This window comes from Kitasatospora sp. NPDC053308, assembly GCF_055585785.1.
On record NZ_JBVJJY010000009.1, the window covers coordinates 16,761 to 28,013 of the forward strand.

The window sequence follows — 11,253 nt, forward strand, 5'->3', positions numbered from 1 at the left end:
TGACGAGTCTGCGTCGACGGCCCAACCGCTGACGGGTTGCCGGTCGGCGGGCCGCCGACCGGCGTTCGGCGCCTGTCAGGCGGGGGTGCGCGGGGCGGTGCGGCGGTGGATCGGGCCTCCCGGGGTGTACCAGCCGGCCTTCTTGCGGACGGCCGGGCTGCCGTCCCCGGTGTGGCTGGCCTGCAGGGCGGCGAGGGCGCGGGGGTCGGTGTGGACGAACTTGCCGACGAGCTCGGCGGCCCGCATGCGGACCTGCGGGTCCGGATCGTCGGCCAGGTGCCGCAGGCCGGGGTCGAGCACCCGGTCCGCGCCCGGCGCGCAAGCGTCGTCCTTGCAGCGGTCGCAGGCCAGGGCGTGGAAGGCGGCGATCCGGACGCGGGCGTCGGGGTCGTCGGCCATGGCGATCAGCCGGTCCATCGAGTCGGTGTCGACCAGGTGGTCGAGGAGGCGGCAGCAGCCCTCCCGGACCACCGGGTCGGGGTGGGTGAGGCCGGTGCGGATGGCGTCGAGCGAGTCCGCCGCGCGGCGCAGCAGTTCGTGGTAGGCCGCCACGGTGCGCTGAGGGTCGCCCAGACAGGAGACGAGGGCTTCGTTGTCGGTCCGTGCGAATCCGAGCATGGGGCGAGTGTCCGCCGCACGGGGTGGTGGGGCAACGGGATTTCGGCCTGCGGGGGAGGTCCTGGAGGGGGTCAGCGCGGGCGGCGGCGGGTGCGGCCGACGATGAAGAGCGCGAGGCAGGTGACGGCGGCGATCCCGCAGGCGCCGATGCCGAGGGCGAGGAGCATGATCGTGCTGTCGTCCAGGCCCTGGACGAACTCATGGCCGGTGTGGCCGTCGGCGTCGACGGTGACCTTCTCGCCGTCCGGGTGGGCGGAGATGTAGTGGACCATGGCGACGATGCCGCCGACGCACAGGGCCGCGCCGAGTAGGAGCCAGCCGCCGGCCTTGCGGGTCCATTCCTCGCCGGTGAGCAGCTTGGCGTTCGGGCAGTGGTCGATCACGGCGTTGCCGAGGGCGGGCGCGTTGGCGGCCAGGCCGTCCATCCGGACCCGCTTGCCGCCGGTCAGGGTGAGGATGCAGCGGTAGTCGTTGCCGAAGCGGTGGGCGAAGGCCCCGACCGACTCCCGGCGGGTCGGAACGGTGATGGCGGACACCTGATCCCAGGCCCACATCCCCTGGTGGCCGCGGGCGTTGCCGTGGACCAGGCCGTACTCGCGGACCTCGAAGTACTCGCCGGCGCCGCCGCGCAGCGCCCGCACGGCCTGGGTGAGGCCGATGCCGAGCCCGCACGCGCCGAGGCCGAGGGCCACGCCGAGCCCCTGCCCGCCGCCCGGGGAGCCGTCGTCGCCGCCCCCGAAGAGGGCCCACAGGCCCAGCCAGGAGGTGAGTACGCCGATCGTGAGCGCCCAGGCGGCGTTGACCCACCGGGTGCGGGTGGCGACCGGGTGGCGGCTGAGGAGCGCTCCGAGGGCGTCGGGGGTGGCGGTGGTGTCGGTCACGGTGATCAGTGAAGCAGGAGTGGTTCGTCCACCTCAAGGGCTTTGACGCGGGCGGAAGTTGGCGGGGGCGACCGGGGAACGCGAACCGCCCGCCCGGAGGGTCCGGGCGGGCGGGGCGGTCGGCTCGGGTACGGCTCGGGTCACGCCATGGGCTGGGGCCTGATCATGGCGAAGGGGGCGCCCTGGGGGTCGGCGACGACGGTCATCCGGCCCGCCATCATGTCGAAGGGCGGGGCGAGGACGGTGCCGCCCCGCTTGATGAGGGCGTCCGCGGTGGAGTCGACGTCGTCGACCGCGAAGTAGGTCAGCCAGTGCGCCGGGGTGCCGGGCGGGTCGTTGGCGAGCAGGGTGGCGCCGCCGACCGCCCGGCCGCCGACCCGGACCTCCCAGTAGGCGTCCGCGCCGTCCAGCGGCTCGATCTCGATGCCGAACGCCTCGCCGTAGAAGGCGGCGGCCCCCTGGATGTCGCTGGTGTGCAGCTCGTTCCAGGTCAGCGCGCCGGCCTCGTTGACCACCTGCGCGCCGAAGAACTCGCCCGGCTGCCAGACGCCGAACACGGCGCCCTGCGGGTCGGCGGCGACCAGCATCCGGCCCAGGGCGCCCACGTCCATGGCCGGGACGAGCAGCGTGCCGCCGGCGGCGACGATCGCGTCCTGGGTGGCCCGGGCGTCGCTGGAGGCCAGGTAGCTGGTCCAGACGGTCGGCGGCTCCGGCTGGCCCTCGGGGGCCATCGTCGGGCCGATGCCGGCCACGGCCTTGCCGTTGAGCTCGCAGACGGCGTAGCCGCCGAACTCGGCCGGGCCGGGCTTGCCCTGCCAGCCGAGCAGGTCGCGGTAGAAGTCCAGCGCGGCCTGCTGGTCCTTCGCCATCAGGTCGACCCAGCAGGGGGTGCCGGTCGCGTACGGGGTGGTGACCTCGGGCATTTTGGCCCTTTCTGGTGGGGTTTGCTGCCGGTCACGATTTCGCCGCCGGCGTCGTGGCGCCACTCGACACGCCGCCGTCGGCGGCGAGCCCCGACCGGCCTCCGGGCCTGGTGGGCGCGGGGGGCGGGGCTGCGCCGGCCGGTCGGGGCGCGCTCCGGGCGGTCGTCCGGGTGCGGCCGTTCGAGCGGCAGGCCCGTGCCCGCCCCGCGAGGGTGACGGCCGGTGACGGTTCGATGGCCAACCCTTCTTCGTGGCACCACCAGACCCCTGAGCCGGCGCCGCGCGCCGGCCGCTCGCCACGGGAGGCGCCACGCCATGACGTCCGGAAGAAGGAAGACGGGAAGCGGCCGACGGTTCGCTGTCGCCGTCATCGCCGTTGTCGTCCAGCTGGGAGGAGCGGGGCAGGCCCTCGCGGCCCGGGGCGGTTTCGAGTCACGGCCGCAGGCGGCCGCGGGTGTCGGGCAGGGTACGGCCGGCACGGGCAACCACACGGCGGTGCTGGGCTGCGAGGACTGAGGGCGGGGAGCCGTCCGTTCCGTGGCCCCTCGCGCCGGTGGGCGTGAGGGGCCACGGCTGCCCGGGGCGTGATGCGGTCGGCTATTCTAGCGCTAGGATACGTGCATGGACGCAGGGCTGACCGCCGCCGAACTGACGCTGCTGGGACTGCTCGTGGAGCAACCCCGGCACGGGTACGAGCTGGAGAAGGTGATCGCCGAGCGCGGCATGCGGGAGTGGACGGAGATCGGGTTCAGCTCGATCTACTACCTGCTCACCAAGCTCCGCCGGCGCGGCCTGATCGACCAGCCCGCGGGATCGCCGCCGGGGGAAGGCAAGGCGCGCAAGGTGTACGCCGCGACCGACGCCGGGCGCGCGGCCTGCGCGGCGGCGGCCGTCGAGGCGATCGCCGTGCCGCACCCGCTGTTCCCGCGCGTCCTGGTCGGACTGGCCAACCAGCCGGCCGTCGAGCCCGAGGAACTGCTCGCCGCCCTCGACCGGCGGGCGCGGGCGCTGGCCGAGCGCGCCGAGGAGGTGCGCCGGGCGGCCGCCGCCGCGGGGGCGGCCGGGGCGGGCACTCCTGGGTTCGTGAGCGCCATCTTCGACTACAGCACGGGCCAACTGGAGGCCGAGCAGGCCTGGTTGGCCCGGTACCGGGCTTCGCTCGACGACGCCCGCCGACCGGGGAGGAGCACGACCGTGGCACCGTACGACGTGAAGCGGGAGAAGAAGCCGTTCTACGCCCCCAAGAACACCGGGTGGAACCTGGTGGAGGTTCCCGAGCAGCAGTACATCGGGATCGACGGCACGGGGGACCCCAACACCGCGCCCGCGTACGCGGCGGCCGTGGAGGCGCTCTACGCGGTCGCGTACACGGTGAAGTTCGCGAGCAAGGGCGGCGCGGACGGCGGCGACTTCGTCGTCGGCCCGCTGGAAGCCCTGTGGTGGTCGGACCGGCCGGAGGTCTTCACCACGCGGGAGAAGGACTCCTGGAACTGGACCGCGCTCATCAGCATGCCGGACTGGATCACGCAGGAGGCGATCGAGGAGGCGAAGCGGACGGCGTCGGCGAAGAAGAAGCTCCCGGCGGTGGCGCAGGTGCGGCGGCTCACGCTGACGGAGGGTCTGAGCGCCCAGGTGCTGCACATCGGGCCCTACGAGGACGAGACCCCGCTGATGGAGGAGCTGCACCAGGTCTTCCTGGAGGCCGAGGGCCTGCGGCCGTCGGGCCACCACCACGAGATCTACCTCGGCGACCCGCGGAGGACGGCGCCCGAGAAGCTGAGGACGGTGGTGCGGCAGCCGGTCGAGCGGGTCGGCTGAGCCGGGACCGTGAGCCCGCGCCGCGGGACGTCGGACAGGCCGACTTCCTGTGCGCGGGCGGCGGCGCGGCGGCGGCGCGGTGGTGACGCTGAGCAGGGGCGTCAGGCTGACGGGCCATGTGGCGAGATGCGGTGCTCGGGGTGTTCCCGGGGAGCGGGTTCAGGGAACCGGCCGAGGAAGCGGTGGTGGCCGAGGCGGCGCGGCGGCTCGGGGACGAGCTGCCCGGCGAGCTGAGGGCGCTGCTGGCGGAGACGGACGGGATCGTCGGGCGCAGCGGTGTGGACACGGTGTGGTCCGTCGAGCGGATCGTCGAGCAGAACCTGCTGTTCCGGACGGACGCCTCGTTCGCGCAGCTGTACATGCCGTTCGACGCCCTGCTGTTCTTCGGCGACAACGGCGGGGGCGACCGGTTCGCGTTCGTCCGGACGCCGGAGCGGCCGGACATCTTCGTGTGGGAGCACGAGAGCGACAGCCGGCGTTGGGTGGCGAACGACCTGGGGGACTACCTCAGGAGGTCGCTCGCCCAGGGTGGGGACGACTGGTACTGCTGAGACCCGCTGTCGGTGGTCGGGACGACCGGGATGCGGCCTCAGTGGAGATGGGGGACCCGCGGCGCGTCGGCGTCGTACTCCAAGGCCCAGGCGCGGGAACCCGTGAGCACCTTCCGGGGCGGCCATGCCCCGCCCAGCAGTCCCGCCACGGTGGGGTGGGCACTGCTGACGATGTGTGGCGCCGGGCGGTCGATCGGGGAGTCGGGTATCGCGGCGGACACCTCGGCGCGCAGGATCCTGCGCCCCCACGGCTCCAGGGCGTTGGCGAGGAGACCGTCGAACCGCATGGTCGCGTACTCCTCGTCGCTGCCGTCGCGGCCCAGTTCGGAGATGTAGCGGTACGTCTCCCAGTCGATCGAGACCCACACACCGAAGGTCGCCACCCGCCCGTCGGTCAGGGGGACCGGCAGCAGTGCGCGGGTGAAGGGACCGAGGTTGTCGGTGGCGACCATGAAGTCGGACAGGAACCGGATGTGCGTCTGCTGCTGGTAGGCCGACATCCTGGCCACCGGATCCGGCAGGGACACGTTGAACCGGGGATCGCCCGGATCCAGGGCGCCGTCGCAGCACGTACACGTGGGTACGGACGGAGAGGGCGCGCTGCCCGCCCCGGGGCCCTTGTTCCTGCCTCGCCACCAAGCCATGGTCGGAGACTCAACCACACACCGGCCGCCTAGCGCCAGGGACGTCCTCGGGAGCCTCCGGCGGAGGTCGCGCGAGGAGGGGACGGCGTGGGAATCCGGTGACGGAGAAGCCGCACCAGGTCTTCCCGGAGACCGAGGGCCCGCGGCCGTCGGACCACCACCACGGGATCTCCCTCGGCGACCCGCGGAGGACGGCACCCGAGCAGCTGAGGACGGTCGTGCGGCAGCCGGTCGAGCGGGGTGGGCTGAGGCGGGACCGTGAGCCCGCCCGCGGGCTGGTCCGGGATTGTCCAGGGGCTCGGATCGTGTCGCGCCCGAGAGGCGGAGCAGGTCGGGGACGGCGGACGGCCGCCCGGCCGGGAAACCCCCGGCCGGGCGGCCGTCTCTGCCGGTCCTCCGCTCAGCGGCAGTTGGTGGCGCTGTTGTAGTCGGCGTTGACGAAGCCGTGGGTGTACTCGGTGTCGAAGAAGTAGCGGCCCGTGTTCCGGTCGCGGCCGAGGTACTTCCAGCGGTACTGGATGCTGAAGCCGTTGTCGGTGGAGTTGAGGTGCCGGCTGGCCTCACCGAAGGTCTTCGGGCCGACGACGCCGTCGGCCTCGGAGGCGCCGAGGTAGTGGGCCTGCCAGGCCTTGGTCGCGGCCTGGGTCCTCGGGCCGAACTGGCAGTCGACGTCGACCTCGGAGAGGTAGCCGTCCTGCCACAGGACCAGCTGCCACAGGCCGGCGGCGCCGCTGTGGGAGTGCTGGGTGGTGGAGATCAGGCCCTCGTCGGCCCAGTCGTTGCTGTAGTCGCCCCAGCTGGTGTCGACGAAGCCCGTCGAAGTGCTGGCGTGGGCGCCCACCGTGCTGGTGGCGAGCGCGCCGAACGCCAGCGCCGCCGCGGCGAACGCCCGGGCGCAGTGGCGGGCCGTGCGGGTGACCTTGTTGTCCATGGTTCTCGTCTCCCCGTGTGTGATGTGAGTGGTTCGTGTGCCGTGGCAGCCGGGAGCTATCGATCGTTCGCCATGTGCTCGGCGCCGCTGCCTACTTGACGGTCCATTGGGTGACGGTGCCGAAAGTGGCGGAAGGCGGCGGTGCCGCCGCGATGGCGGCCTCCGGGTCCGTCGGCGCCACGAACGGGCTTCCTGGCTCGCCACAAGGTAAGCAGCAGACGGCGTGTAGCTGACGCCGTCTCACACGAGTCCCAGGGTCGGCGAAGGCGTCTCATGCCGATGAGCTGGGATGTGGGACGGCGGTGGAGGTGAACGTGGAGACGTCTCAGGCTGCGTGTGCCGCCGCGGGTCGTCAGTGGTCGGCTTCGGCCAGGGGGGAGGGGGCGCTGACGGGTTCGGGGCGGCGGGTGCGGTCGGCCCAGGCGGCGAGGGGAGGGGCGGCTGCTCCCAGAGCGGCGAAGAAGACGCCGAGGAGGAGCCAGCCCGGGTGGCCGAGGGTGAGGACGACGCCGGTCAGGACGAGTGGGGCGAGGGCCCCACCGGCGTCGAAGCCGATGCCGAGGAGGCCCTGGTACTGGCCCTGCGCGTGGACGGGCGCCAGACCGAAGCCGAGGGCGTAGCCGCCCGAGGACTCCCAGACCTCTCCGATGCTGTGGACGCACACGGCGAGGACGGCGAGCACCGGTGCCACCCAGGCGGGGACGTCGGCGGTCAGTGCCATCAGGGGGCAGCTGAGGAGGAAGAGGAATCCCGCGCGGCGGAGGGCTCGGCCGCCCTGGGTGGGGGTCTCGACCTTGGAGCCGAGTCGGCTCTGGAGCAGGACGCAGACGCCGCTGTTGACCGCGTAGACGGCTGCGACGGTCCAGCGCGGGGCGTCGGTGTGGGCGCTCAGCCAGATCGGGAGAAGGAGGGAGACGGTCTGGTACTGGAGGCCCATGGCGCTGTAGAGCGCGACGAAGGACACGTACGGGCGGTCGGTGAGGACCGACCACCGGCGGTGTTCCTTGGGGCGGGGGAGGGGCCGGTAGTTCGGAACCCCGAGGAGCGCGACCACGGCGGCACCGGCGAAGCTGGCGGCGTTGGCGAGGATCAGGGTGGTGTAGGCGGCGCGGGTGTTGATCTGGACGGCGAAGGCCGCGCCCAGAGTTCCCACGACGACACCGAGGTTGACGAAGGTCCGCAGCTTGGCGCGGAAGGCGGCCGCGCGTTCGTCGGCGACCCTGGCGATGAGGGCGCCGCCGGAGGCGTTGGCGGCGGTGGCGGCGAGTCGGTCCAGGGTGGCGACGAGGGTGAAGGCGAGCCAGCCGTCGATGAGGACGAAGGCCGCCATGGTGAGGGCCTGGAGGGCGAGGGCGAAGAGCCACACGGTGCGGGGGCCGTGGCGGTCGGCGAGGTTCCCGGCCGGGATCCCGGCGGCCAAGCCGCAGAGGCCGGCGATGGTCAGGCCCGCGCCGACCTGGGTGGCAGGCAGGTGCACCACGAGCGTGAAGTAGAGGATGGAGGCGGTGTTGAAGAGGCCGTTGCCCACCCGGTTGACGAAACTCGCGATGATCAGCGCCCGCTGCGGGCCGCCGGACGTCGACCCGCTGGATGTGTGGTGTCTGGACCCCCGCCTCAGCATGCCGATCAGGCTAACAGGGGGGTCCTTCGTGAACGCCCCCTCGCCCGGGGAGGGCGAGGGGGCGGGAAGTGTCAGGCGTGGTGGTCGAATTCGCCGGCTTTGATGGCGTGGAGGAGGGCGGCGAGGGCGGCGGGGGTGGTGTGGAGGATGGTTTCGCCCTCGTCGGACTCGCGGAGCTCGACTGTGCCGCCCACCGTGCGAACCTCCACACAGTTCTCGACGTTGCCGCTGAAGGAGGACTTCTGCCAGTCGGAGTCGGTCATGATGGGCCCTTTCACAGGTTTCGCGCGATCTTGCGAATCAAGTCGCGAGAGTCATCCTCGCTCAGCGCTGACGCTTCGGTGCGTTCGAAGATTGCTCGGTAGCTGGTCAGCTCGCTGACGGCATCGAGGTATTCGGGGCCGTGGGAGGACTCCCGCTCCACGGTGTCCAGTTCAGGGACCGCACCGAAAGCGTATGTGAGGTTCTCGGCGGGCCCGGGGAAGGTCTCGATGTCGAACGGTACGACGCGAATGGTCATCCAGGGCAACTCGGAGTCTTCGAGGAGGGCAGCGAGCTGCTCCTTGAGGACCGGCGTGCCGCCGAACCGCGTCCACAGCACTGACTCGTAGATGAAGTAGGTGACTGGCTTCGGATTTCGCCGCAGATCGGCTTTGCGCTCCATCCTGAACGCGGTGCGTGCCTCCAGCTCGTGCCGAGGCAGCGGTGGGAAGACACGGCCGAAGACGGCCGACGCGTAGTTGAGCGTTTGGGAGGGACCAGGCATGTGTGTGAGAAGCCACAGCATGAGTTCGCGGGAGGTCTTCTCGAACTCCGCGTTCTCAAGAACGCCGTCCGGGACAGTGCCTCGGTACTCCTCCCACCAACCCTTGGAACGGTCCCGGGTCATGGCTTCCAGCGCCTCGATCAAGGGCGGGTTCAAGCACTTGCAGGCTGCTGCGAAGGACCGGAGTCGGTCCACGTTGACGCTGGTCTTTCCGTTCTCCATTTGCGTGATCTGAGCAGCACTCACTCCGAGCGCACGGGCGAGCTGACTGCCACCGAGGCCGGCTCGTTCGCGCATCTTCCGTAGCTCGGCGCCCAGGCGGCGCTGGCGAAGGGTTGGGTTCTGGCGACCAGGCATGGAGTCAGTCTGCCTCGCCAGCGCTCAATGGGGCCATCTGTCCCTCGGGAGAGGGAACTTCGAGGGAGCAACCTAAAATTAAGTAGTCTGTGCGCTATGGTCGATGTCACATCGATCCGACGGATCGTCAGTAACGCCTGCTAGCAAGCACCGCAGAGCAGCCATGCCCATTTCGCCTGGCCTGGCTCACGGCGACATCTGTTCCGCCGGTCCCTCCGTCAACCACGCCTCGGGAGAACTCCCCATGCGTCACCTCGACACGCCCTTGCTCGTCATCGCCATCGCCCGGCAGTCCCTCCGCGACGCGATGGCCCGGGTCGGCTACAGCCCCTCCGAGATCTTCGACGCCCAACTCGCCCTGTGCGAACTCCTCGTCAACGCCTCCCGACACGGCGCGACCCCCGCGCCGATCGTCCAGATCATCTCCGTCGACGGCTCGCTCCGCGTCTCCGTCACCGACGGCAGCCCGGTCGTGCCCGTCCCGCAGACCCCCGAGCCGTTCTCCGAGTGCGGCCGCGGCCTGCGACTCGTCGAAGGGCTCACGCACCGGTGGGGTGTCGACCCCCAGGCTCTCGGCAAGTCGGTCTGGTTCGAGCTGGACGGTGCCGCGTGAAGCGCCAGCCCATGCTGCCGACCGACCCCCGGATCAAGCACTTCACCGACCAGCACATCCGCACCCTCCTCGCCGAAGTCCAGGAGCGCGGCCGCAAGTTCGGCCTGATCTGGCCCTCCGCCTCTACCGACAAGACCATCGACGGCCGCGTCCTGGTCCGCTTCAACACCGCCCCCGCCTCCACCCTCCTCAACCTCCTCACCCTGCTCCTCGACCTCGACCGCGAGCCTCCGTGCGATTCCTGATCGGGACGGCCTTCGTCGTCCTCCTCGCCCTCGCCCTGGCGACCGTCGCCCTGGGCGTCGTCACCGCCCTCCGCGCGACCCCGCCCGACGAGGAAGCCTGACCGCAGACCCCGCCGGCGCCCGCCCCCGCCGCCGACCGCGCGCCGGGGGCTGCGGCACGATGGACCCCATGCGGAACGACCACTACGCCCCGGCGAACACCCTCCCCGGCCTCCTGCAGCGCGGCCGAGGCCTGGGCGCCCTGATGGCCGCCGAGGACCCGGCCGCCGCCGCCGACCTCGTCTACGGCTGCATCCGCTGGGAGTGGCGGTGGGACACGACCGTGGACGAGCGCCACCTCTACCTCACCCGTCTCCTCCGAGACCTGAAGCTGCCCCTCGGTCCGGTGATCGAACTGCTCTCGGCCGCCGACGAGGACGCCCGGGGCCGAGCGGCCGAGGTCCTGCATCTGCTGGCCCCCTGCGGCTCCGCCGAGGCCCGGGAGGCTCTGCGGTCGCTTCCGGCAGCGGAGTACCCGCAGTACCCGGACCCGGGCCCCACACCCGGCGCGCCCGATCCGCTGGCCGAGCTGCCGGGCAGCTCGCTCCTGTCCCTGCTGGCCGACCCCGGGGAGTCCGAGCGCCGTAAGAGCCACGCCCTGAGCGTCCTCCACGACCGGGAGCCCGAGCCCGGACTCGTCCCGCTGGTCCCCTCGCTCGGGACAGCCGACGGCCAGTACCCCCTGCCGGGGCTGCCCGGCGTGATCCGCGAGCTCGGCCGGCTCGCCATGCCCGCCGCCCGCGACTGGGCCGCCTCGGGCACCCGCTGGCTGACCTGGGAGGGGCTGAGGGTCCTGGCCGAGTACGGCGAGGAGCAGGACATCCCCGCGCTGATCGCCGAGCTGGAACGGGACTGGGCGGACCGCACCTGGTGCGGCCCGGTGTTCCTGGCCCGCGGCCTCGCCCGGTTCGGCCCGAAGGCCGCCGACGCCGTCTCCCTGCTGCGCCGCTTCTGGCTGCAGACCCCGCACTCCTACGAGCGCCCCGCCTACCTGGACGCCCTGATCGCCCTCGGCTCCGCCGGGACGGAGCAAGCCTCCACCGAATCGCTCTGGGACTGCGAGGCCGAGGCCCGCCTGCTGGGCGTCCGGCACGCCCCCGACCGCCCCCAGGTGCGGGACCGGCTGGCCTCCCTCCGGGACGATCCGATCGAGGAGCCGGAGGTCCGCGAGGCCGCCGCCGCGCGACTCGCCGGGCTGACCTAGGAGGCCCTCCCCGTCGGGCGGCGAAGGTGTTCGAGGGGGCTA

13 protein-coding genes are annotated in these 11,253 nt (G+C 72.2%); 5 read left to right on the forward strand and 8 right to left on the reverse strand.

Annotated features, from left to right (window positions below):
- Window positions 1-75: 75 nt before the first annotated feature.
- From ACZ6Y7_RS20960 to ACZ6Y7_RS20970, 3 genes are all read right to left on the reverse strand, one after another.
- Window positions 76-618 (reverse strand): HEAT repeat domain-containing protein, encoded by a 543-nt coding sequence (locus ACZ6Y7_RS20960; RefSeq protein WP_465759410.1) that lies wholly within the window; start codon window positions 616-618, stop codon window positions 76-78.
- A 71-nt stretch (window positions 619-689) separates the two neighbouring features.
- Window positions 690-1,499, reverse strand: a complete 810-nt coding sequence (locus ACZ6Y7_RS20965; protein WP_465759411.1) for a hypothetical protein — start codon at window positions 1,497-1,499, stop codon at window positions 690-692.
- 140 nt (window positions 1,500-1,639) lie between these two features.
- The gene (locus ACZ6Y7_RS20970) at window positions 1,640-2,422 is read right to left on the reverse strand and encodes a VOC family protein (RefSeq protein ID WP_465759412.1); all 783 of its coding nucleotides are present in this window, start codon (window positions 2,420-2,422) and stop codon (window positions 1,640-1,642) included.
- 621 nt (window positions 2,423-3,043) lie between these two features.
- Here ACZ6Y7_RS20970 and ACZ6Y7_RS20975 point away from each other — a divergent pair.
- Window positions 3,044-4,240, forward strand: a complete 1,197-nt coding sequence (locus tag ACZ6Y7_RS20975; RefSeq protein ID WP_465759413.1) for a GyrI-like domain-containing protein — start codon at window positions 3,044-3,046, stop codon at window positions 4,238-4,240.
- 116 nt (window positions 4,241-4,356) lie between these two features.
- Window positions 4,357-4,791, forward strand: coding sequence for an SMI1/KNR4 family protein (locus ACZ6Y7_RS20980; protein ID WP_465759414.1), 435 nt, complete (start codon window positions 4,357-4,359; stop codon window positions 4,789-4,791).
- Window positions 4,792-4,829: 38 nt separating this feature from the next.
- Here the strand turns inward: ACZ6Y7_RS20980 and ACZ6Y7_RS20985 are convergent, their stop codons facing one another.
- The 5 genes from ACZ6Y7_RS20985 to ACZ6Y7_RS21005 all read right to left on the reverse strand — a co-directional run bounded on the left by ACZ6Y7_RS20985 (window position 4,830) and on the right by ACZ6Y7_RS21005 (window position 9,110).
- The gene (locus ACZ6Y7_RS20985) at window positions 4,830-5,435 is read right to left on the reverse strand and encodes a DUF2199 domain-containing protein (protein ID WP_465759415.1); all 606 of its coding nucleotides are present in this window, start codon (window positions 5,433-5,435) and stop codon (window positions 4,830-4,832) included.
- Between the two features lie 400 nt (window positions 5,436-5,835).
- Entirely contained in the window at window positions 5,836-6,366 is a 531-nt protein-coding gene (locus tag ACZ6Y7_RS20990; RefSeq protein WP_465759416.1) for a peptidoglycan-binding domain-containing protein, read from the reverse strand.
- A gap of 352 nt (window positions 6,367-6,718) precedes the next feature.
- The gene (locus ACZ6Y7_RS20995) at window positions 6,719-7,987 is read right to left on the reverse strand and encodes an MFS transporter (RefSeq protein WP_465759417.1); all 1,269 of its coding nucleotides are present in this window, start codon (window positions 7,985-7,987) and stop codon (window positions 6,719-6,721) included.
- Window positions 7,988-8,058: 71 nt separating this feature from the next.
- Window positions 8,059-8,250, reverse strand: coding sequence for a DUF397 domain-containing protein (locus ACZ6Y7_RS21000; RefSeq protein WP_465759418.1), 192 nt, complete (start codon window positions 8,248-8,250; stop codon window positions 8,059-8,061).
- An 11-nt stretch (window positions 8,251-8,261) separates the two neighbouring features.
- On the reverse strand, window positions 8,262-9,110 hold the full coding sequence (locus ACZ6Y7_RS21005) for a helix-turn-helix domain-containing protein (RefSeq protein WP_465759419.1): 849 nt from the start codon (window positions 9,108-9,110) through the stop codon (window positions 8,262-8,264).
- Between the two features lie 244 nt (window positions 9,111-9,354).
- Here ACZ6Y7_RS21005 and ACZ6Y7_RS21010 point away from each other — a divergent pair, with 244 nt between their 5' ends.
- From ACZ6Y7_RS21010 to ACZ6Y7_RS21020, 3 genes are all read left to right on the forward strand, one after another.
- A complete protein-coding gene (locus tag ACZ6Y7_RS21010; RefSeq protein ID WP_465759420.1) occupies window positions 9,355-9,723 on the forward strand; it encodes an ATP-binding protein in 369 nt (122 codons plus the stop codon).
- Window positions 9,720-9,968: a hypothetical protein gene (locus tag ACZ6Y7_RS21015; protein WP_465759421.1), complete on the forward strand. Its 249-nt coding sequence runs from the start codon at window positions 9,720-9,722 to the stop codon at window positions 9,966-9,968. The genes ACZ6Y7_RS21010 and ACZ6Y7_RS21015 overlap by 4 nt, the downstream gene beginning before the upstream one ends.
- Before the next feature lie 169 nt (window positions 9,969-10,137).
- Entirely contained in the window at window positions 10,138-11,211 is a 1,074-nt protein-coding gene (locus ACZ6Y7_RS21020) for a hypothetical protein (protein WP_465759422.1), read from the forward strand.
- The last annotated feature ends 42 nt before the right edge of the window (window positions 11,212-11,253 follow it).

Bases quoted from the DNA above. Each gene is read 5' to 3' on its own strand.
- ACZ6Y7_RS20960 (WP_465759410.1), bottom strand. From the start codon at position 618: ATGCTCGGATTCGCACGGACCGACAACGAAGCCCTCGTCTCCTGTCTG.
- ACZ6Y7_RS20970 (WP_465759412.1), bottom strand. From the start codon at position 2,422: ATGCCCGAGGTCACCACCCCGTACGCGACCGGCACCCCCTGCTGGGTC.
- ACZ6Y7_RS20975 (WP_465759413.1), top strand. From the start codon at position 3,044: ATGGACGCAGGGCTGACCGCCGCCGAACTGACGCTGCTGGGACTGCTC.
- ACZ6Y7_RS20980 (WP_465759414.1), top strand. From the start codon at position 4,357: ATGTGGCGAGATGCGGTGCTCGGGGTGTTCCCGGGGAGCGGGTTCAGG.
- ACZ6Y7_RS20985 (WP_465759415.1), bottom strand. From the start codon at position 5,435: ATGGCTTGGTGGCGAGGCAGGAACAAGGGCCCCGGGGCGGGCAGCGCG.
- ACZ6Y7_RS20990 (WP_465759416.1), bottom strand. From the start codon at position 6,366: ATGGACAACAAGGTCACCCGCACGGCCCGCCACTGCGCCCGGGCGTTC.
- ACZ6Y7_RS20995 (WP_465759417.1), bottom strand. From the start codon at position 7,987: ATGCTGAGGCGGGGGTCCAGACACCACACATCCAGCGGGTCGACGTCC.
- ACZ6Y7_RS21000 (WP_465759418.1), bottom strand. From the start codon at position 8,250: ATGACCGACTCCGACTGGCAGAAGTCCTCCTTCAGCGGCAACGTCGAG.
- ACZ6Y7_RS21005 (WP_465759419.1), bottom strand. From the start codon at position 9,110: ATGCCTGGTCGCCAGAACCCAACCCTTCGCCAGCGCCGCCTGGGCGCC.
- ACZ6Y7_RS21010 (WP_465759420.1), top strand. From the start codon at position 9,355: ATGCGTCACCTCGACACGCCCTTGCTCGTCATCGCCATCGCCCGGCAG.
- ACZ6Y7_RS21020 (WP_465759422.1), top strand. From the start codon at position 10,138: ATGCGGAACGACCACTACGCCCCGGCGAACACCCTCCCCGGCCTCCTG.